Raw genomic sequence first — 21,666 nt, 5'->3', positions numbered from 1 at the left:
CTACCCATCTGCGTCGGGTCGGTACAGGGAGAGATACGGGTTCAGGGCATGGGCCTCGCTCAGGCGGCGGGTTCCCTCGGGCAGGGCGAGGGACTGCTCGATCGTGCCCCGGTGGTAGCGGAACAGAGCGTTCTTCCAGCCGGTGGCGGCCGCCCGGCGCGCATAGGTGAGGGCTTCGGTGTCGCGGCCCGCGCGATGCAGGGACCAGGCCAGCGCATCGGCGACGATGACGCTTCGGACGTGCTTCCACTCCCTGCGCGCGAGCTCCACCGCGACCTCGGGGTCGCCGTGGTCGGCCGCGTAGAGGATGAGATGCGGGTCGACGGGTCCGTCGTCCGCACGGGCCATCCGCAGCTGCGCCGCCAGGACCGCCCGCTCGCTTCCCCGGTGGGAATCTCCGCTCGCGCGCCGAAGGTCCAGGCTCTCCAGCAGGAACTGGGGCAGCGGCATCCGCTCGACGAGCCGTGTGTACAGATCGAGCGCCTTGTCCGGGTGGCCGCGCGCGGCGGCCACCCGGGCGAGTCCGGCCTGCCCGTAGGGGTGGGTCGGCACCACGCCCAGGGCGCGCCCGTAGTGTCGTGCCGCCCGGTCGATCTCGCCCCGGGACCAGGCCAGGTCGCCCAGGCGGGCCTCGGCGAAGGCTCGTTCGTCCTGGGTGACCGCGCTGTCCACGGCTCGCTGGAGTGCGATGGCGGCGTCCTCGGGTCGCCCGCCGGTCTCCAGGTCGTAGGCGGCTCTGCTGTAGGCGGCCGTGGCCGGGGCGATGTCGAGCATCCGCTGTACGGCGTGCCGCGCCTGCGGATAGTTCCCGAGCTGGATCTCGGCGTCCGCCAGTACGGCGTATCCGTCCGGCCGGTCGGGTGCCATCCGGGTGGCGCGCAGCCCGTGCAGGCGGCCCTCGCCGAAGTCGTGCCGGGCGTTGGCGAGCAGTCCCCGGCCTGTCACGGCCCGGTAGTTGTCCGTGCCGTCGAGGGCGAGGGAGCGGCGCAGCGCCGTGTCGGCTCCATCGAGCAGACCCGCGTCGAAGGTGGTGCGGGCCCGTTCGATCTCGGCGTGCGCCAGGTCGGCCCAGGCCGTCGGGTCGTCGGGGTGGGTCTCTGTCCTCTTGCGGATGGTGCCGACGGAGCCGGCGCCCTCACTGGAGGCGCCCGCGGGCGCGGTGGTGGCCGACGGCCGGGAGGTGTCGGGGCCGAGGAGGAGAAGTCCCGCCACGCACCCGGCCACGGCCGCCGCCGCGCCCGCGGCGGTGATCAGACGCCTCACGGGCCCGCGTGGGGCAGATTGAGGTACGGGAACGTGGCCTGCGCGTCGGCGGGTTGCAGGCTGAGGACCGGCCGCGGGAGCAGGTTCGCGGCGGACGGCCCGGCGGGCTCACCCTCCAGCATGCGGATCAGCGGCCCGTCGATGTTGTCGTTCAGCCGCCGCCCGTTCGGGAAGCCCTGGAGGTCGCCGTCGAGGACACCTTGGCTCTTCGGATCCGCGGTGACGGGAGTGCTGAGGTTGAGGCGCAACTGCTCGGCGAGCACGATGTGTTCGGGGTCCACGTCGGCGTTCATCGTGTGGGTGTTGAGGTCGAAGCCGAACGTGGATCCGTTGTCCTTGCCGATGCCCTTCATGAACAGGGCCTGGATGTCACGGCGCGGGGTGGCCGGCGCCGTACGGCCCTGGGCCCTCTCGATCCGGTGCGGCGGTACCGGGTCGAGGGTGGCGGCCAGGAAGTCGCCTTCCAGGTGGTCGTCCTTCGGCAGACGCGCCTGGAAGCGGTCTTCGGGCCCGCCGGGCCGGGCCAGGCCGACGGTGGAGCCGAACAGGGCGAACGCGATGTGCGGGGTGCCCTGCCGGGACACCTGCCGGAAGGTGGGGGCCTGCTTCGCAAGGCTGCGCTCCAGGTCCGCGCCCTGCCGGGAGACGGACGCCCACACGCCGACGACCGGGTTGCGTTCCGGGTCGCCCTTCAGGGCGATCTCCTTCTTGGGGACTTGCAGGATCAGGCTGTTCACGTTCAGCGCCGAGAGCGGCTGGGCGTCGGGCAGCCATCCGGGCACGGGTCCGCTGGTGCCGACCGTGTACAGGCCGAAGACCTGGGTGTCCGCCTTGAACGCCTCAGCCGCCTGGGTGGCCACGGTCCGTCCGCCGCCGGGGAGTTGGCGGGTCGCCTGCCTCCGCAGCTTGCCGTAGTCGGGCATCAGGGTCCGCCCGGTGTGGGTGGGTGAGGCGATCGCGTCCTTCAGGAGCGTCCGGCCGGCGCCGTCCGCGTCGATCTTCTCCAGAATGTACTTCTGGCGTACCCCGAGCGACCGGTCGTCGAGCGAGTTGACCGGCAGCGGCCCGACCTTCGGTCCCACCCCGAAGGGTCGGCGGTCCTCGTCCCGGAAGGTCCAGCGGTAGGTGGTGTCGGACGCACCGTCGCCGTCGGCGTCCGTGTGGATCTCGTACCGGGCGCCGGTCGCGAACGGGAAGTCCACCAGCGCGTTGGCCGCGGTGCCGGGGAGCTGGAAGGGGCGGACGTTCGCGATGAGCGTGACCATGTCCGTGTCGTCCGGGCTGGTGAAGGCGTACACGTCGGTCAGGTCCGCCGGGGAGTCCAGCACGGCCGAGGGGGCGTCGATGTGGCCGCCCGCTCGGCCGACGCCCATGAACTGTCCGGACAGGGCGGCTGCGGTGAGCGCGGCCGTGGTGGCGGCGAGGAGACCGATGCGTGGACGGGCCGGTGAGCCGCTCGCGGACGTTCTGGGGGTTGTGGGCACGCGAGTCTCCAGGGCTGTCGTGGGAGGGGAGTCACCACAGCCAACGGCGCGAATGATCTTGGAGTGACTGCTCCGCGTCGCTCGTCACTCGCCGCGTGGAACTTTCCCACCGGATGGACTAACGACCGGCCCGCATGGTCGAAAAACCATGCATGGGTAGGCATACTCATCGCGAAGTCGATCTTCGACCGGCTTGTCGTCCCGACGCCGAACTCTCTCTTGTTCCCGCGTTCGTGGACCCTCCGGGAAGAGCATCTGACGCCTTCCCCCCACACCCTCCTCACAGACTGGACCCCCCATGGGTACGCACGCGATCCGCCGTCTCATCGCCGTGGCCGCCGTGGCCGCGCTCTCCGTCCCGCTCGGCCTGACGTCGTCCGGGGCTGCCGCCCAGCAGCCGGCCGGCGCCGTCAGGACTGCTGCCGCCGCCCCGCTGCCGGGCGCCTACATCTCCCCGTGGGGCTCCGCGCAGGTGACGATCGGTGACGAGACCCTCGCCTGGATGGAGCGCGAGGGCATCGCCCTGGAGGCCATCAGCCCGTTCGTGATGGACGCCGACGGCCGGGGTTTCAGCATGCCCATCGGTTCGACGGCCGGTGACGGGCTCGACGCCAAGGGGCGCATTTTCTACCCCGGTGGACTCAGGATCAAGCACCAGGCGTCCGGCAAGAGCATCACCCTGCAGTCCACGTTCATCCGTGTCATGCCGACACCCGCCTACTCCGCGGGCGTGTCGATCGACGGCAAGAAGCTCCTTGAGGAAGTGGTGATCGCCGAGTCCACCTACGTCGAGGTCATGGCCGGCGCCCGTCCGAGCCCCACCGGTTTCCGCATCAAGAAGGCGCCGTTCTACGTCACTCAGGAGGCCGCTGACCTCTTCGCGACAGCCACCGGAGCGACGGCTCCCCGGGCCGGCAGCCTCTTCGGCACGCTCACGCCCAACTTCGACTACGTCCCGGGCGCGGCGACGCCGCCGGCGTTCCCGACCTTCCCGTAACCCGTAGCGCCAACGCGCAGCCTCGACCGGCGTCGTGGGTCACTGAACCGGACGACGCCGGTCGAGCAGCCGCTCAGACGGCGTGGACGACCAGCTTGTTCCGTTCGCCGTCGAACACCTCGCCCAGGGCACGGGCGTCCGGGTCGTTCGCGGCGAAGATCCCTGTCCGGTCGACGTGGACGGACAGGGTGCTGTGACGGTCGATCACGTCGGAGATGCCGCGTCCGTGGATGGTGTCCGCCCAGGCGTCGAGGTTCCGGCCGAACCAGTCGGGCAGCCCGCAGGGCCCGGTCACCGCGTCCCAGAAATCATCGAGCGTCTCGATCCGGCGGCCACGCAGGTCGATCAGCAGCTCACTTTCCGTCATATCGGCATCCTATCCGGACCGCCCTCTCCTCTGACCCGTACCAGGGGGACCGCCCGGTGGTAGCGCCGTTCGGGTTCCCTCTACGCCGATGACCAGCTCCGGAAGAAGTTCAGCCGGAGCGAGCCGTATCCCCGGCGCTCGCAGGCGGTTGCAGAAAGCATGACTACCCTGCGCAACCTTCGCCATGTGGCGGCCGCCGCCCTGATCCTGACCGTGTTCGCGGCCCCGGCCGCCTCTTCCGCCGCTCCCCTCCAGACCCCGGCACATCTCGCTGTGCGGTCGGCCGACATCATCGAACCGGCTCTGCCGGTCGAGGAGTTCCCCGGGCAGGTCCAGGAAGCCTGCGAGATCTGGAAGGACCTGACGTGGCCGCAGTCCTCCCGGCCCACCGACTACCCCGTCGCGGACACCCGTCTGGTCATCCGCGGCAGCAACGTCTACCGCAACCGCTCCGGGGACCTGCCCCTGGAGGGCCGCTACCGCGAGTACGACGTCAACCCCCGCGACCGGGGGGAGCACCGCGACGCCGAACGTGTCGTCCGTGACCAGGACACGCACACCGTCTGGTACACCGGCGACCACTACGACAACTTCCAGGAGATCTCCTCCGGTTGCGAGTGACGAGGACTACGGGCGCGGAGAGGGGGTCCCCACCGCGGTCTTCACCAGCTCCCTCACCTGGCTGACGATGTCCGCCCGGTTCCGCTCGAAGTCCGGGTCGGTGACCGTGCCCGTCCGCGGGTCCGTGTTCTCCGCGCCGAACCGCAGCACCGGAGTGTGGAGGTGACCGCCCGGCAGGTCGGGCAGGACCAGCCGGTCACGCAGCAGGGTGGCCCGGTAGGCGATCTCGTTGGAGAGGTAGTCGCCGCCGCCTCCGGCCCGCGACACCGAGCCGGCCGTGGGCCCGTCCGGCCTGGTCACCGGCTGGCTGCCGCCCGCCGGGATCTCGGTGACCTCGGTGTTGTCGTACACCGGGAAGCGGCCTGTGTCCGCTTCGGTGAGCTGCCGGTACGGGAGCGTGGTCGTCGTCCACTGCGGCTGCGAGCCGGGGTCGTCGACGGGGACGGTCCCGGTGCTCGCCACGTTCTCGTTGTCGGGGAAGCCGCCGCGCCAGGCGCCGTTGGTGCGCTCCACGTCGAAGCGGCCCTGGCGGCCCTGGCTGACGGTGGTGAACAGGTCCAGGCGGGGCAACTGCCGGGCGAGGGCCCGCTCGACGGCTCCCTCCGCGAAGTCCGCCCAGCGCACCGGGAAGACAACCGTCTCGATCCGGGCCGGTCCCTCCGCGGTCCGTATCAAGGTGCCGTCCAGGGCGAGCGCGCTCGCGCCCGAGGGATTGCCGATCCGGACGTCCCTGTCCAGGGTGAACGGGTCGAAGCCGGTGACGAGGACCCGCTTCACCCGGTGGCCCGGGAAGCGGATGTCGTGCTGGCCGCGCGAGGAGGTCTCCAGGGCGGTTTGCAAGGCCTTGCGTTGCTCGTCGCTCAGCCCGAACCAGGAGCCCCACGACCGGAGTTCACGGCCGAGCGCGAGTCGGGCCCAGTACAGCGGGCGGTCATCGCCCCGGCTCAGGTCGCCCGTGGCCGGCCCTCGGCCCTGAGCGCGGTCCACGGCACGCCGCCACAGCGCCGAGCCGTGGCGGGTGACTGCCCGCTCGGCCTGCGCGTAACCGCCGGAGTCCCGCAGGGCACGCTCGAAGCGCGGGGCGAAGGAGTCGAATCCGCTGCGCCGCAGGATCTCCTGCGGCGCGGTCCGATCGAGGCGCTGCTCCTCGACGGTCACCGCCGCGGGGGTGGGGGCGGCGTCCGCCGGGGAGGCGGCGGCGGGCAGGGTGGGCCCCGCGAGGACGAGCAGGAGCGCCACGCCGCCGAGGCCGAGGCGGGTGGTCGCGGAGAATGGGTGCGTCACGTGGGTCCCTTCGGGTCAACGGCTCGTCGCAGTATCGCGGCACCGCCGGAGACGAAGCCATGGGGCAAGAACCGCGCAAGTCCGTGGAGAAGGGGACGGAGTACGCAGAACATGCCCGCCCCCTCGCGGGCGGTGCTCCGCGGGCGCCGCCCGTCCCCCAACTCCCGCAACGCGTCGGCGGGAACCCGACCGGGCGCGGGGCCCGTTTCGGCCCCCTCCGTGCGCGCCGTCCCCTCGCTCCCGGGAGGACATCTGCCCGGCCGGGATGGACTCGGGCAGCGCGGCCCCTACGAGCGGCCGCAGCGCCTCACCGAGCTTCGGCACGGACCGGGGCGTACCGTACCTGGTCTACGAGGCGGGCGACCGGCTCGGGGGCTCGATCGCCGTCGCACGCGGCTGACGGCGGCAGGGGTGCGCCGGACGAACCGGCGCACCCCTGCCGTTCCCCGCCCTACCAGCCGACGCCGAGCCGCCGCGGACTGCGGGAGGTCGTCCCGGTCCGCCACACGACCGTGTCGACCGGGGCGGCCAGGCGCAGCTCCGGGAAGCGGGCGGCCAGGCGGTGCAGGGCGAGCTGGAGCTCCGTGCGGGCCAGCCATGCGCCGAGACAGTAGTGGGGGCCGGCGCCGAAGGATAGCGTGGGGGCCTCCAGTGGGGCGAACAGGTCATGGAGGGTGGCGGGCGGGAAGACCTCCGGGTCGCGGTTGGCCATGCCGCAGTCGGCGAGCACGATCGCGCCCGCCGGGATCGTCACTCCTCCCACCTCGACGTCCTCGGCGGCGTGGCGGGTGCTGCCCCGGTCGTCGCCCAGCGGGACGAGGTGGACGAGGCGGTCCACGAGACGCCCCGCGGCCTCCTCGTCGGCGCCGAGGCGGGACCAGGTCTCACGGCGTTCGCCCAGCAGGTAGAGCAGTGCGTTGCCGAGCATGGTCATCGTGCTGTCGTGGCCGCCGACGACCAGCCCGCACACCAGGGTGACCAACTGGGTCTCGGGAACGCCCCCTTCCTCGTCGGCCGCCGCGACCAGACCGCTGATCAGGTCCTCGCCCGGGATCCGGCGCCGCTCCTCCAGGAGGTGCGCGCCGAACGCGCTGAACTCCTTGAGGACCGCTGCCACCTGATCGCGCTCGTGGGTGCCGTCGGAGAAGGCGTGTTCGCTCCAGTGCCGTATCCGGTCCCACGCGGACTCGTCGAGCCCCATGAGGCGGCTGACCACCGCCGCCGGCAGCGGGAGGGCGAACTCCGCGACGATGTCGACCGGTTGGGGCCGGGTCTCCAGCCGGTCGAGGAGCTCCTCCACTATGGCGGCGATCCAGGGCCGCCAGCGGGCGACGGCCCTCGGGGTGAACGCGCGCCGCAGGGTGCGGCGCAGCCGGATGTGGTCGGGGCCATCCTGGTTGAACATCAGGTCGGGGTCGTTCACGAGGTCGGGTACGCCGGAGAGGGGCGGCGCGTCGGGGGCGTACAGCTGGGCCCGGCCGAACCGGGGGTCCGAGAGCACCTGGCGGACGTCCTCGTACCGGCTGACCAGCCAGGCGGGGCCGCCTCCCGGCAGCTCGGCGGGGCGGGGCGGCCCGGGTTCCTCGAAGAACAGGCGGTGGAGCGGTTCCGGGGGCTGGTGCGTGGGGTCGGTGGTGGTCAACGTGCCTCCTGGGCAGCACCGTTGGATCGAGCGGAGGGAGGAGGGCGCTCAGAGTTCGACGAGTACCTTGCCCCTGTTGGCCGCCCGGTCGCCGTAGAGGCTGCCGTAGGCGGCGGGGATCGCGTCGAAGCCGTGGTGCAGGGTGTGATCGCAGACGACCTCGCCGCGCCGGACGCGGCCGCCCAGGTCGGTGTGGAGGTCCTGCCAGTTCTGTTCGGTGAACCATTCCAGGGAGAAGATGCCGCGCACGGTGGCGCGCGGGAACATCAGGTAGGGCAGGAGCCGGGGGCCGGTGCCCTCGTTGCCGACCTGCGTCGCCCACTGCCAGCACACCGCCACCTGGCTCCCGATGTTGAGCAGGGAGAACACGGCGTCGGTGACCGCGCCGCCGAGGTTGTCGAAGTAGCGGTCGACACCGTCGGGGGCGGCCCGGACGAGTGCGTCGCGGACGGTCTCCGCACCGTCCCCGTGGCGGTAGACGATCACGGCGTCGAACCCGAGCCCGGTGAGGTAGTCCGCCTTCTCCGGGGAGGAGGTGGTGCCGACGACCCGGGCCCCGGCGAGCGCGGCGAGCTGGCCGACGAGGGCGCCCACCGAGCCGGAGGCCCCGCTGATGACGAGGGTCTCGCCGGGGCTGATCGTCATGTACTTGGTGAGGGTCCCCCAGGCGGTCATGCCGGGGCCGCCCATCACGCTGAGGGCGGTCGTCAGCGGCAGGGCGTCGTCGTACCACCGGGGGTCGAGCCTGCGGTAGGCGGGGAAGACCATGGGGAACGTGCCGGTCTGCCAGAGTTCGGGGACGCCGGTGCTGATCAGATGGGTGCGCCAGCCGCCGAAGCCCTGGACCAGGTCGCCGACGCGGTGGGCGGCACGTGGCCCGGCCTCCACCACCTCCATGATCGAGTCGGCGCCCATGTGCCGGCCGATCGGGGTGTCGAGGGCGATGCCCTGGAGGTAGGGGTCGACGGAGACGTACAGGGTGCGCAGGAGCATCTCGTCGGGGGCGAGGGTGACGTCGACGTTTTCGACGACTTTCTCGTAGACGCGGTCCACGTCGGGGACTCCTTCGACGTGTTCGCGGACCACCCATTTCGCGATCTTCATGGTTTCCTCTCGGTCGGTGCGGCGGGGCGCACGGGCACGGGGATGACGCGGTGGGTCGGTGGTGCTGCGGTGAGGTCGAGCGACGCGGTGAAGGGCCGGTCGTCGTCACGGCAGACGAACTGCATGACGTGGCGTCCGGCGGCGGCGGCCCGGATGAGCCCGCCGGTGGTGGCCCAGACGCCGGACTGGTAGAAGTCGCGCAGTCCGGGGAGGCCCGGGCCGTGCTTCTTGATCAGCTCTTCGAGGGTCTCGCCGCTCTCGACGAAAGGCTGCCAGCCCAGCACGGTGCCGTCGTAGTTGCCGGTGTAGCGGACCTGGGTGAGGGGGCTGGAGACGTCCCGGACGACGATCGCGTCCCGCAGGCCGGGGTAGCGCTCTTCGAGGAAGCCGACGAGTGTCTCGCGGGCCCGGCGTTTCGCCGCGTAGTAGCCGCGCCCGTGCCGGACGGGCAGGGTGTGCAGTTCCTGGCCGCCGCGGGTGCGGGTGATCTGTTCGGGGCCCTCGTCCAGGGCGCGCCAGGGGGCGATGTCGCAGAAGTAGGTGGCGTAGACGACGGTGGTGCCGTCCGGGGACAGTTCGGGGTAGTGACGGCTGCGGAACTGGACGTTGATGCTGGGGTGGCGGATGCCGGTCAGTTCGGCGGCCGTCGCCCCGTCGAGGAGGTAGGTGGTGCAGGGGTCTCCCTCGGGGAAGGGGCGGGAGAGACCGAGGAAGAGGGTGAAGTAGCCGGGGAAGACCATGCCGGGTTCGTGGATGGTCTCGGTGTAGAGCTTGCGGTAGTCCTCGCCCAGGTACTTGCCCTCCAGGAACTTCATGGTCGTGGTGTAGCCGTCGCAGGCCGACACGATGATGTCGGCGCGCAGTTCCTGACCGTCGCTGAGGCGGACGCCCACCGCCCGGTCGTCCTCGACGATCACCGTCTCGACCTTGGTGTTGTAGGAGACCTCGCCGCCGAGCCGGCGGTAGCGGGCCTCGATCGACTCGGCGAGGCCGAGGGAGCCGCCTTCGGGGACTCCGGCGGAGAGGTTGGCGTGCGAGGCGAGCTGGAAGTGGAAGGGGAGGACGGGAAAGGCCGGGTGCTTCTCGTACAGGATGAAGTTGAAGGCCTCCCGCAGGAGGGGGTCCTTGAACTTCTGGGAGAAGTCGCTCATCAGGACGGTGATCGTGGTGCGGACGGAGTTGAAGTACGGCAGGAACGAGGCGAGCATCCGCCAGCGCTCCCGGCGTCCCATCAGTCCGACGGGCTTGAGGAAGGGGTAGACCGCGAGCGCCTTGCGGAAGCTGCGCAGTTGCGCGCAGAACTTCCGTACGAGGCGGGCGTCGGCGGGCGAGATGCCGATGAGGTGGGCTTCTAGCCGGTCGGGGTCGGAGTAGAAGTGGACGGCCCGGCCGTCCGTGCCGCGCACGATGTTGAAGACGTCGAAGTGGCGGATCTCCTTGCCCTGGAGGGCGCCGAGCTCCAGCCAGATCTGGTGCATCTCGTTGCCGGGGCCGCTGCCGAGGAGCCAGCTGACGCAGGCGTCCAGGGTGAAGCCGCCGCGCTCCCAGGCGGTGCAGCAGCCGCCGGGGATCTCGTGCATCTCCAGGATGCGGGTGCGGTAGCCGTTCATCTGGGCGTAGCAGCCGGTGGAGAGCCCGCCGAGACCGGCCCCGATGATGATCATCGTCTCCCGGGGCCGGCGTGCGCCGTCGTCCCGGGGTCCGTTCGTGTCGCCGCTCATGAGCCCTCGCTCTCCCGTGCGGACCACCGGTCGAGCTGGGGCAGGTGTCCCAGCTTCCCGGGGTGCCAGGGTTCGGCGCCCTCGCTCTCCCAGGCCCGGAACTCCAGGCCCAGGTCGCGGCAGAGGTACTGGACGGCGAAGCGGCCGGTGGAGGCGGCGCGGATCAGACCGCCCATGCCGACCCACTGTCCGGCCATGGAGAAGTTGCTCAGTCCCGGCAGCCGCATCCGGTCCTTTCCGACGAGGCGCGCGGCGACGTCGTCGGCCTCGGAGAACGCCTTCCAGGCGAGGATGGAGCCGCCGAGGTTGCCGGTGTAGCGGTGGGTGGTGGCGGGCGTGGCGACCTCGACGATGTCGATGCGGTCCGCGATGCCGGGGGTGCGGCGCTCCAGGAAGTCGCGGACGAAGTGGGCGACTTCGCGCTTGCGCCGGCGGTACTCCTTGCGGTCCCTGGTGCGCAGGTCCTTCCAGTGGGCGTAGTCGCTGAAGTAGGTGCAGTGCAGGACGGAGTGGCCCGGCGGTGCGAAACCGCCGGAGTAGCGGGAGCGTGCCTGCACGACGAAGCTGTCCTGGAGGGCCCCGGGGAGGTGGGCCGCGTCGTCCGGGCCGAGGAGGTGCGTGGTGCTGTGCGCCTCCTCGGGTTCCAGGTCGCCGCGGAGGCCGACGAAGGCGGAGACGACGGCGGGGAAGAGGGTGCCGGGACGGTGGAGGAGGTCGGTGTAGAGCTTGTCGATCCGGTGGCCGGTGTACCGGCCGCCCAGGAGTCCGTAGACGGTGGTGTGGCCGTCGCAGGCGGAGACGACGTGCTCGGCGAAGTACCGTCTGCCGTTGCGGAGTTCGATGCCGATCGCCCGGTCGTCCTCGACCAGGATCCGCTCGGTGCGGGCCCGGTAGGTGACCGTTCCGCCCAGGCTCTTGTAGCGCTCCTCGACGGAGCGGGCGAGGCCGAGCGAGCCGCCCTGGGGGAAGCCCGCGTTGCCGTGGTGGGCGGCCGCCATGTTGAAGAGGTACGGCAGCATCGGGAAGCCCTCGGGGTCCTGGAAGAAGATGTTGCGGAACGCCTTGCGCAGCAGCGGGTCCTGGAACCGGTCGGCGAACACCTGCATCGGGGTGGCGGCGGTCCGCCAGAACAGCCGGAAGACAGGGAGCACCGTGCGCAGGGTCCGGGCCCTCTCCCCTACGGTCCTGAGCGCGGGCGCGGTCAGGAACGGGTACAGCTCGATGTCGATGAAGCGCCGCAGGTCCCGGGTGAAGGCCCGGATGAGCGGGGCGTCGGCGGGTGAGACCTCCAGGAGGTGGGCCTCCAGCCGGTCGGGGTCGTTGTAGAACGTCACCGACCGGCCCGAGGCGTCCTCGACCTTGTTGAACAGTTCGAAGTTGGTGACCGTCTTGCCGTCGAGTGCGCCGAGTTCGCTCCACACCCGGTGGGCGTCGTTGCCCGGGGCGGTGCCGATGAGCCATTCGATGCAGTAGTCGAAGAGGTACCCGTCGCGCGACCAGGCGGTGCAGCAGCCGCCGGGCAGCACGTGCTTCTCGAAGATGCGGGTCCTGGCTCCGCTCATCTGCGCGTAGACGCCGGTGGAGAGGCCGGCCACGCCCGCGCCGATGACGATGACGCGGGGCGGGGTGCCCGGAGCGCGTTCCCTGCTGGTCCAGTCGGTGGGGCCGTCATCCGCCATGGGCCGCGTCTCCCCTCAGGACGGAACGGACCAGCTCGGCGTTGCGGGGCAGGTGTTTGGCGTCGAGCATGTCGGCGTGGACGCCGGAGCCGCGCAGTACGGCGGTGGCGCCGGTGGAGCTGCCGTGCCAGGTGCCGTGCTCGCCGGCGGCGTAGAGGGCGGCCTTCTCCTCGTCGGTGATCACGCTGACCGTCGCGGCGACCGTGCCGGTGTTGGGGGTGCGGCCGCAGAAGGCGAGGTATTCGGCCGCGTGGGCGAGGGTCTCCCGGGCGACGGCCTCGGAGCCGGTGTGCTTGCGTACGTGGTCGGCGAGTTCACTCTCGAAAGCGGCGATGCCCGAGGCGTCCGGTTCGTAGGCGGCGAGGATGCGGCGGGAGTCGAGGATGACGACGTGGGCGACGTCCCGGCCGCGCCGCTCCAGCTCCTTGGCCGTCTCGAAGGCGAGGTTGCCGCCGAGGGAGTAGCCCAGGAGCAGATACGGGCCGTCGGGCCGGGCGGCCTCGATCAGGTCGGCGTACCGGCTGACCTTGTCGTCGCCGGGGAGGTAGTTGAAGCCGGTGACGGCGTAGTCGGGGAGCTGGGCGGCCAGCCCCCGGTAGACGAGTCCGTGGCCGCCGGCGGGCGGGAAGCAGAAGAGGGCGGGGGCCTGTCCGGCGTTGAAGGTGAGGCTGGGCAGTTCGTCGGCGGTGGTGCCGAGCAGGACGTCCTCCACGGTGGCGGCCATGCCGTGCAACGTGGTGACCTGGTAGAGCCTGCTGACGGGGACGCCGACGCCGAACTCGGTGCGCAGATGGTGGAGGAGTTCGATGAGCTTGATCGAGCTGCCGCCGAGTTCGAAGAAGTCGTCCTCCAGACCGATCTGTTCGCGGCCGAGCAGGGTCTTCCAGTGGCGGGCGACGCTGACCTCGTAGAGCGTCACGGGTTCCTCGTGCGGCCGGTCCCCCGCCCCGGCCCGGGGGGCGGGCAGGGCGGCCGTGTCGACCTTGCCGTTGGCCGTCAGCGGCAGGGCGGGCACTTCGGTGAAGTGGGACGGGATCATGTACGAGGGCAGCGAGCGGGCGAGGTGGCGGCGCAAGGCCCGGACGTCCAGGGACGCGCCGGGCGCGGGGACGCAGTAGGCGCAGAGTGTCGCCTCTCCCCCGGTGTCCGTGCGTACGGTGACGACGGCCCGGGCGAGCGGGGGCCACTGGGCGAGCTGCGCCTCGATCTCGCCGATCTCGATGCGGTGGCCGCGTAGTTTGACCTGTCCGTCGGTGCGGCCGAGCAGGTGGACCCGGCCGTGCGCGTCCCAGCGGGCGATGTCGCCGGTGCGGTAGAGGCGTTCGGGCCGGGCGTCGGCTCCCCGGCCGAGCGCCCGGGTGACGAAGCGCTCCTCGGTCTGTTCGGGGTCTCCGGCGTAGCCGAGGGCGACGCCGTCGCCGCCGATCCACAGTTCGCCGGGCACGCCGGGCGGGACGGGTTCGCCGTGGGCGTCGAGGACGTGGAGGGTGCTGTTGGGCAGGGGCCGGCCGATCGGGACCATCGCACCGGGTTCCAGGTCGTCGACGGGCCCCTCGAAGAACGCGCTGTCGATGGTGGCCTCGGTGAGGCCGTAGGAGTTGACGAGGCGGGTGCCGGGTCCGCACAGCTCGGCCAGCCGGCGGTACTCCCCCACGCTCCAGGCGTCCGAGCCGACCACCAGCAGGCGCAGGAAGTCCAGCCGCAGCCCTTCCCGTGTGCAGTGGTCCATCAGGCCGCGGACGACGGCGGGGACGAACTCCGCGCAGTCGACGCGTTCCTGACGCATCGTCCGGTACAGCCGGGTGGTGTCGAAGAGGAGGTCTCGGTCGGCCAGGACGAGGGTGCCGCCCGAGCACAGGGCGCGCACCAGGTCGCCGGTGAACACGTCGAAGGACGGTTCGGCCATCTGGAGGTGCGTGCGGACGTCGGTGTCCAGCCGGTACTCCTGGCGCCACGCGGCGTGGGCGGAGGCGAGGTTGCGGTGGCTGACGCGGACGGCCTTGGGGCGGCCGGTGGACCCGGAGGTGGTGATGACGTACGCGGGCGCTTCGGGGCCGGGCTCGGCGGGCGGTCCCTCCGGGTGCGGTTCGGTGCGTACGAGCGCGGCGAGGGTGAGCGTCGGGACGGTCAGGGCTCCGGTCTGCTCCGGCGTGGCGTCGTCCGCGACGAGGACGAGTGCCGCGCCGGTGGTCGTCACGAGGTGGGCGAGCCGGTCGGCGGGCTGGTCGGGCCGGAGCGGGAGGTAGGCGGCGCCTGCCTTGAGGACGCCGAGCAGGGCGACGATCAGCTCGGGCGACTTGTCGAGGCAGAGCACGACCACCGAGCCCTGGCCGACGCCGAGCGCCCGCAGCCGGGCGGCGGTGCCGGCGGCCCGCCGGTCCAGCTCGGCGTAGGTCAGCCGGTGCGCCCCGCCGTGTGCGGTGGGCAGGGTGACGGCGACGGCCGCGGGGTGTTCGGCGGCGACGCGGCCGATCAGCGTCTGGACCGGGACGAACGGCTCCGTCCCGGGTCCGGCGGACGGCAGGGCCGGGCGGCTCCACTCCCCGACGAGCCGCTCACGCTCCCGGTCGCCGAGCATCTCCAGCCGCGAGGCGGGCTGTTCGCCCGGCGCCCGGGTCATCCGGTCGAGGAGCCGGGTGTAGTGGGCGGCCATGCGGCGCATGGTCTCGGGGAGGAAGAGGTCGGTGTTGTACTTGAACACGCAGTGGAAGCGGCCCTCGGTCTCGTCCTCGTAGGCGGACAACGTTATGTCGAACTGCCCTTCCTCCTCCGGGAGTTCGATGTACTCCAGCCGGTAGCCGTACTGCTCGGTGGCCACCTTGTGGGTGAGGAGGATGAACATCGCCTGGAAGACGGCGGAGCGGCTGGGGTCGTGCTGGAGGCCCAGCTCCTCGACGAGGAGGACGAAGGGGTACTCCTGGTTGTCCAGGCCGCCGAGCACGGTCCGGCGGACCTGTTGCAGGAGTTCGGCGACGGTCGGGTCCTCGGACAGGTCGGCGTGCAGGGGCAGGGGGTTGACGAAGTAGCCGTAGACGGAGGCGAAGTCCTGCCGGGTGCGGCCGGTCACCGGGCTGCCGACGACGATGTGGTCCTGCCCGGAGTAGCGGTGCAGCAGGAGGTAGTACGCGCTCAGCAGCACCATGAACGGCGTGACGCCGTGGGCGCGGGCCAGGGCGTGGACGCGGGCGCTGAGGGCGTCGTCGAGGACGAAGAACTCGGAGGCCCCGTTGTGGGTCTGGACCGCCGGGCGCGGTTTGTCGACGGGCAGGTCGAGGAGCGGGACCTCGGCCGGCAGGTGGGAGCGCCAGTAGTCGAGCATGCCCGCCGCCCCGGGCCCGGCCAGGAAGGCGTTCTGCTGGTTGAGGAAGTCGAGGTAGCGGGCCTCGATCGGTGGGAGCTGGGGTTCCTGGTTGCGGCGCAACGCCTCGTAGACGGCGAGGAGTTCCTCGATGAAGGTGAAGGTGGAGATGGCGTCGGAGACGATGTGGTGGACGGCCTTCATGATGATCCAGCGGTCCGGGCCCCGCTTGAAGAGCCGGAAGCGGACCAGTGGGTCGTGGGCGAGGTCGTAGGGTTTGCGGTACTCCTGGACGATCGTCGCGTGGATGGACTCCCAGTCCTCTCCCTGGACGTCGAAGAGGGCGAGGTCCGTCGCGGCGTTCTCGGACACCCGCTGCACGGCCTGCCCGTCCGCCAGGAGGAAGTTGGTGCGGAGCGCGGGGTGCCGGGCGATGAGCCGGCGGACGGCCTCGAACATCAGGTCCGGTTCGAGCGTGACGGTCACCTCGACGGCGCCGCCGATGTTGTACGCGTAGCCGTCGGGGTTGAGGTGCTTGAGGAACCAGAGCGCTTTCTGGTTCTGCGTCAGTGGGTACTGCCCCTCGTCGCTGTGGAGTTCCACCGCTCCCGGGGCCCCGTCGGCGGCGTCGGTCGAGGCCAGGGCGGTGAGGCCGTCGTGGAGCTGGGCGGCGAGTTCCCCGGCCGGGGTGCCGCTGAGCAGGGCGACCACGGGGAGGGCGACGCCGAGCTCGGCGTGGATCCGGGCCCGCAGCTCCATGGCGAGGAGGGAGTCGAGGCCGAGTTCGCCGAGTCCGGTCGCGGGGTCGATGCGGTCCGTGCCGGTGCGCAGCACGGTGGCGGAGATCGCGGCGAACCGTTCGGCGACCAGGGTGCGGCGGCTCTCCTCGTCGGCGGCGCGGAAGGTGTCGAGGAATCCGTTGCCCGAGGCGGCGTCGGCCGGCGGGGCGGCGGCCGCGGCGAGGTCGGCGACCAGCGGCGGCGGGGACGGGTACCAGGCGAGGAAGACGGGCCAGTCGACGACGGTGGCGACGACCAGTTGGGCGTGGTCCTGGCCGATGACGCGTTCCAGGACGGCCATGCCGGCGTCCGGGGACAGCGAGCTCATGCCACGGCTGTGCAGATAGTGGTCGACCAGTCCGAGTTCCTCGATCATTCCGGTGGCCCAGGGGCCCCAGTCCAGGCTGAGCGCGGGCAGTTGCTGGGCGCGGCGGTGGTGGGCGAGGGCGTCCAGGAAGGCGTTGCCCGCGGCGTAGTTGGTCTGGCCGGCCGTGGTCAGGAGGGAGGCGATGGAGGCGAAGAGCACGAAGTGTTCGAGGGGCTCGTCGCGCAGGTGCCGGTGCAGGAGGTGGGCGCCGACGGTCTTGGGGTCGTGGACGGCGTCGAAGGCGGCCCGGTCCAGATCGGCGACGAGGGTGTCGCGGACCTGTCCCGCGAGGTGGAACACCCCGCGTACGGGGGGTGCCCCACTCTGCCGGTGGGCGTCGAGCCAGCCGGCCAGGGCGTCCTCGTCGGTGATGTCGAGGGTCGCGAGGACGGGCTGCGCGCCGAGCGCCTCCAGCTCGCGGAGCAGGGCCACGGCCCGGCCCTCGGCGGTGGCGGGGTCGGTGCCGGCCCACTTCTCGCGGGCCGGGGCGGGGGTGCGCCCGACCAGGATGATCCGGCGGGCCCCGCAGCGTACGAGGGTGCGGCACAGCAGTCGGCCGAGCGCGCCGAACGCGCCGGTGACCAGATAGCTTCCATCCGCCCGCAGGCGCAGCGGCAGCGGCCGGGTCAGACCCTCGGCGGGGCGGAGGCGGCTGGTGCGGCGGCCGCCGCCGCGCAGGGCGATCTCCTCCTCGTCTTCGCTGAGGACTTCGCCGAGGAGCGCTTCGGCCTCGGCCCGGTCGCCGTCGGGGCCCGGCTGCCGCCCGGGGTCGAGGTCGATGAGTTTGCCGGGGTGTTCGATCAGTTCCTGGTGCCGCAGTACGCGGCCGATGCCCCAGGCCGGTGCCCCGAGGGGTTCGGGCCCCTCACCGGGCAAGGCCGGTTGGGCGCCGCGGGTGACGATGTGCAGGCGGCCTCCGGAGCCCCGGGCGGACAGGAGCCGGGCGAGGGCGATCAGTGAGTACGCTCCCGCGCCGGTGTGGTCGGTCAGGGAGGCCCGGTCGCACGTGGCGAGGGCGGGTGCGTCGAGGTTCCACAGGTGCAGGACGGCCCCCCGGAAGGGCCCCCCGTCGCGGTCCAGGTCGGCGAGGAGCCGACGCAGATCGGCGTCGGACGCGGGGTCCACGGTGAACGTGGCGCCGTCGCCGGACGCGGTGTAGGCGGCGCCCCGGCGCACCAGGCGGCAGCGATCGCCCCGGGCGGCGGCCAGGACGGCGAAGGCGTCCGCGACGCCGCCGGTGTCGGCGAGGACGAGCCAGTCGTGGTAGCGGGCCGCGGGTGCCGGTCGGCGCCCGGCGGTGCTTCCCGACGCTTCGCCGCGTACGTTGTCGCCGCGCATGTCACCGTCGTTCGCGTCCTGCGGCAGGGCGGGGGCGTCCTCGGCGGGCAGCGGCGGGCAGTCGGTCCAGACGGGTTCGGCGAGCCAGGAGTCGATCGTGGTCCGGGCGACGGCGGTGGCCGCCTTCTCCACGTCGGCGGCGCGGAAGCCGAGGACGCGGCCGAGCGGCGCCCCGTCGTCCGCGTAGAGGGCGATGTCGCCGAGGGTGGTGTCGGCGTCGCCGGGGAGCAGGGTGGCGTGGGCCCAGAACGGCTGGTCGCCGATGGGTTCGAGGGCGACCTCGTCCAGGGAGAGCGGCAGCCTGATCCCGGTGACCGGTGCGGGATCTTCGGGGGCCGGCGGGATCAGCGGAGTCAGGAGAGTCTGGAAGCAGGCGTCGAGGAGGACGGGGTGGAGGTGGTGACCTGCGGCGTCGTCGCCGATCGCCCGGGGCGGGCGGATCCGGGCGAGGACCTCGCCGGCGCCGATCCAGACCTCCTCGATGGCCTGGAAGGCGGGGCCGTAGTGGTAGCCGAGGGCGGCCAGCGCGGTGTAGCAGTCGGGGCCTTCGAGGTGCCGCAGGGACCTGGCGCGGAGCGCGGGGACGTCGAGCGGCGGGGCGGTGCGGCGGCGTTGCCCGGTGCGGACGATCCCGCTCGCGTGCACGGCCCGTTCCCCGTCGTCCCCGGTCGGGGAGGCGATGGTGAAGGCGGCGTCCTCCAGGGAGAGCGACACCTCCACGGTCCGGTCCTCGCCGTCGGGCAGGAAGAGGGCCTTGCGCAGATCGATGTCGGCGAGGACGGCGGTGGTGCCGCCGGTGAGCTTCAGGACGGCCTGGGCGGCCATTTCCAGATACCCGGCGGCGGGGAAGACCACGGTGTCCTGGATGCGGTGGTCGGCGAGGTACGGCAGGTGCTCGGTGTCCAGGCGGGCCTGCCAGGTGGGCTCCGTACGGTCGGTGCGGCGGCCCAGGAGTCGGTGGTCGCGGTGGCCGAGCCGGACCTGGGCGACCGGCCGGGGTTCGGTCCAGTGACGGTCGCGCCGGAAGGGGTGGCGGGGCAGGGTGACCGGCCGGCCGGCCGGCTGGAGGACGCTCCAGTCGATGGGGACGCCCAGGTTGTGGAGCGAGCCGAGTGAGGCGGCGAAGCGCTCGCTCTCGTTCTCCCGGCGGCGGATCGAGGGCAGGGTGAGTCCGCTCGTCCCGCCCGTGTCGAGGCATTCGCGGATCGCGTGGCCGAGGACCGGGTGCGGGCCGATCTCCAGGAACACCTGGTGGCCGTCGTCGGCGATGCGGTCGACCGCGGAGCGGAAGCGCACCCGCTCGCGGACGTTCTTCCACCAGTACGCGGCGTCCAGTTCCTCGCCCCGGGCCCTTCCCTCGACGCCCGTCAGGTACAGCGGGACCCGGGCCGCTCGCGGCTCCAACGGAGCCAGCTCGGCGAGCAGTTCGTTCCTGATCCGCTCCATCACGACGCTGTGGTAGGGGACTTCGACGGTGAGGAACTTCGCGAACTGCTGCTCGGACCGCAACTCCTCGGCCAGCAGGGTCAGCGCGGACTCGTCCCCGGCCAGGGTGATCGCGGTGGGGCTGTTGACGGCGGCGATGGAGACCCGGTCGCTGTAGGGGCGCACCCGGCGCTCCGCCTCGTCCTCCGAGAGGCTGACGGCGAGCATGGCGCCGGTGCCGGCCAGGGTCTGCTGGAGGCGGCTGCGGTGCACGACGATCCTGGCCGCGTCCCGCAGGGAGTAGACGCCCGCCGCGTGGAAGGCGGCGATCTCCCCGGTGCTGTGGCCGACCACGGCGTCCGGGCGCACTCCGTGGGACCGCCACAGGGCCGCCAGGCCCACCTGCACGGCGAAGTTCGCGGGCTGGGCGAGCCAGGTCTCCGCCATCCGGGAGACGGACTCGTCGGCGGTCATCTCCTCGATGAGGGACCAGTCGGCGAACTCCCGCAGGGCCCGGTCGCAGGCGGCGACGGCGTCGCGGAAGACCGGCTCCTCCTCCAGCAGTTGGCGGCCCATGCCCCACCACTGGGGGCCCATGCCGGTGAAGACCCACACCAGCCGCCGGTCGGCGGCGTCCCGGGCACGGCCGTGGACGACCCGGGGGTGGGCCTCGCCGCGCGCGTGGGCGGCGAGGGCCTCGTCGAGGGAGGCGCGCGAGGTGTAGGCGACGGACAGCCGCTCGGGGAGGTGCTGGCGACGGTGGGCCAGGGTGTGGCCGAGATCGTCGAGGGCCACCGCCGGGCCGTTGTCGCCCGCCAGCTCGCCCCGGATCCCGGCCGCCATCTCCGTCAGGGCGTCGGGGTTGCGGGCGCTGAGGGGCAGGATGCTCCAGCGTCGCCCGGCGGGGCGGAGGTCCGGCAGGACCTCGGGGGCCTCCTCCAGGACGACATGGGCGTTGGTGCCGCCGAATCCGAAGGAGTTGACCCCGGCGCGGGCGGGCCCTTCGTGTTCGGGCCAGGCGGTGGGCCGGGTGGGGATCTCGTAGGGGAGGGTCGCCGGGTCGATTGCGGGGTTGAGGTTCTCCAGGTTGATGTGGGGCGGGATCGTGCGGTGCTTGATGCTCAGGACGGTCTTGATCAGCCCGGCGATCCCGGCGGCGGATTCGGTGTGGCCGATGTTCGTCTTGACCGAGCCGACGTAGGCACGGGCGCCCGGGGCGCGTCCGACGGCCAGCGCGCGGGCCAGGGCGTTCGCCTCGATCGGGTCGCCGACCGGGGTGGAGGTGCCGTGCGCCTCCATGTACTGGAGGTCGCCGGGGGTGATGCCCGCCTCGGCGCAGACCCGGCGGATGAGGTCGACCTGGGCGTCGGCGTTGGGCACGGTGATGCCGTTGGTGTGCCCGTCCTGGTTGACTCCGCTGCCGGCGATCACCGCGTGGATCCGGTCCCCGTCCCGTACGGCGTCGTCCAGCCGCTTCAGCGCGACCAGGCCGACGCCTTCGGCCCGTACGTAGCCGTCGGCGGCGGCGTCGAACGTACGGGAGCGGCCCTCGGGCGACAGGAACCCGCCCTTGGTCTCCGCGATGGTGTACTGCGGGGCCATGTGCAGCAGGGTGCCGCCGGCCAGCGCGAGGTCGCTCTCCCCGTTGTTCAGTGCCTGGCAGGCCAGGTGGACGGCGACCAGGGAGGAGCTGCACGCGGTGTCGATGGAGAGGCTGGGGCCGCGGAAGTCGAAGCAGTACGAGATGCGGTTCGACACCATCGTCATCATGGTGCCGGTCGCCGTGTGGGCGGCCAGCGAGGTGAAGTCCAGGTCGGCGAACTGCAGGATCTTGTAGTCCAGGGTGAACGCGCCGACGTAGACGGCGACGTTGCCGCCGGCGAGGTCGGCGGCACGCTGGCCACCGTCCTCCAGGGCCTCCCACGCCACTTCGAGCAGCTTGCGCTGCTGCGGGTCCATGTGGTCGGCCTCGCGGGGGCTGATGCCGAAGAACGCGGGGTCGAACTCGTCGAAGCCGTCGATGTATCCGCCGCGGCCGCCGACGAGGCGCCCTGGTTTGTCGCGGAACCGGCTGCCGAGCGTGCTGACGTCGTACCGGTCGGGCGGTGTGGGCGTGATGCAGTCCTTGCCCTCCACCAGGTTGCGCCAGTACGTGCGGTGGTCCGAGGCGCCGCCGGGCAGGCGGCAGCCCATCCCGATGATCGCCACCTTGTTCCGTAACGCCCGGTTGTTCGCGTCGGCCATGTCGAACTCCTCAAGTCGTGGTGGAGCAAGTCGGGGTGGAGCATCAGGAGGTG

Annotated in this window: 12 protein-coding genes; 3 read left to right on the top strand and 9 right to left on the bottom strand. The window is 72.2% G+C overall.

All coding sequences use genetic code 11. The features are described from left to right. A complete protein-coding gene (locus tag D581_RS0102215) occupies positions 1 to 1,263 on the bottom strand; it encodes a tetratricopeptide repeat protein (RefSeq protein ID WP_018955595.1) in 1,263 nt (420 codons plus the stop codon). Continuing rightward, positions 1,260 to 2,747 carry a DUF4331 domain-containing protein gene (locus D581_RS0102210; RefSeq protein WP_018955594.1) on the bottom strand — a complete coding sequence of 496 codons (1,488 nt, stop codon included), beginning with the start codon at positions 2,745 to 2,747 and terminating at the stop codon, positions 1,260 to 1,262. Before D581_RS0102210 ends, D581_RS0102215 begins: the two co-directional genes overlap by 4 nt. Positions 2,748 to 3,045: 298 nt before the next feature. Between D581_RS0102210 and D581_RS0102205 the strand changes: the two genes are divergently transcribed. Beyond that, positions 3,046 to 3,744 (top strand): hypothetical protein, encoded by a 699-nt coding sequence (locus D581_RS0102205; RefSeq protein ID WP_018955593.1) that lies wholly within the window; start codon positions 3,046 to 3,048, stop codon positions 3,742 to 3,744. 73 nt (positions 3,745 to 3,817) lie between these two features. Here the strand turns inward: D581_RS0102205 and D581_RS0102200 are convergent, their stop codons facing one another. Then, the gene (locus D581_RS0102200) at positions 3,818 to 4,111 is read right to left on the bottom strand and encodes a barstar family protein (RefSeq protein ID WP_018955592.1); all 294 of its coding nucleotides are present in this window, start codon (positions 4,109 to 4,111) and stop codon (positions 3,818 to 3,820) included. A 159-nt stretch (positions 4,112 to 4,270) separates the two neighbouring features. On the opposite strand from D581_RS0102200, the gene D581_RS0102195 reads away from it, so the two are divergent. Then, positions 4,271 to 4,732 (top strand): ribonuclease domain-containing protein, encoded by a 462-nt coding sequence (locus tag D581_RS0102195; protein WP_486585780.1) that lies wholly within the window; start codon positions 4,271 to 4,273, stop codon positions 4,730 to 4,732. Positions 4,733 to 4,738: 6 nt separating this feature from the next. Here D581_RS0102195 and D581_RS0102190 read toward each other — a convergent pair whose 3' ends face one another. Continuing rightward, complete coding sequence (locus tag D581_RS0102190) at positions 4,739 to 6,016, bottom strand: hypothetical protein (protein ID WP_018955590.1); 1,278 nt, start codon at positions 6,014 to 6,016, stop codon at positions 4,739 to 4,741. Between the two features lie 265 nt (positions 6,017 to 6,281). On the opposite strand from D581_RS0102190, the gene D581_RS1000000141815 reads away from it, so the two are divergent. After that, positions 6,282 to 6,416, top strand: coding sequence for a hypothetical protein (locus D581_RS1000000141815; protein WP_018955589.1), 135 nt, complete (start codon positions 6,282 to 6,284; stop codon positions 6,414 to 6,416). A 51-nt stretch (positions 6,417 to 6,467) separates the two neighbouring features. Here D581_RS1000000141815 and D581_RS0102180 read toward each other — a convergent pair whose 3' ends face one another. From D581_RS0102180 to D581_RS0102160, 5 genes are read right to left on the bottom strand one after another with little or no spacing between them, the layout of a single operon-like run. Continuing rightward, entirely contained in the window at positions 6,468 to 7,658 is a 1,191-nt protein-coding gene (locus D581_RS0102180) for a cytochrome P450 (protein WP_018955588.1), read from the bottom strand. Between the two features lie 48 nt (positions 7,659 to 7,706). Beyond that, positions 7,707 to 8,762: an MDR family NADP-dependent oxidoreductase gene (locus tag D581_RS0102175; protein ID WP_018955587.1), complete on the bottom strand. Its 1,056-nt coding sequence runs from the start codon at positions 8,760 to 8,762 to the stop codon at positions 7,707 to 7,709. After that, positions 8,759 to 10,483: a phytoene desaturase family protein gene (locus tag D581_RS0102170; protein ID WP_018955586.1), complete on the bottom strand. Its 1,725-nt coding sequence runs from the start codon at positions 10,481 to 10,483 to the stop codon at positions 8,759 to 8,761. The genes D581_RS0102175 and D581_RS0102170 overlap by 4 nt, the downstream gene beginning before the upstream one ends. Next, positions 10,480 to 12,162, bottom strand: a complete 1,683-nt coding sequence (locus D581_RS0102165; RefSeq protein ID WP_018955585.1) for a phytoene desaturase family protein — start codon at positions 12,160 to 12,162, stop codon at positions 10,480 to 10,482. Before D581_RS0102165 ends, D581_RS0102170 begins: the two co-directional genes overlap by 4 nt. Then, the gene (locus tag D581_RS0102160) at positions 12,152 to 21,613 is read right to left on the bottom strand and encodes a hybrid non-ribosomal peptide synthetase/type I polyketide synthase (RefSeq protein ID WP_018955584.1); all 9,462 of its coding nucleotides are present in this window, start codon (positions 21,611 to 21,613) and stop codon (positions 12,152 to 12,154) included. The genes D581_RS0102165 and D581_RS0102160 overlap by 11 nt, the downstream gene beginning before the upstream one ends. Between the last annotated feature and the right edge of the window lie 53 nt (positions 21,614 to 21,666).

It is taken from the genome of Streptomyces sp. CNB091 (assembly GCF_000377965.1).
This window is presented reverse-complemented; position numbering and strand designations above follow the sequence as displayed.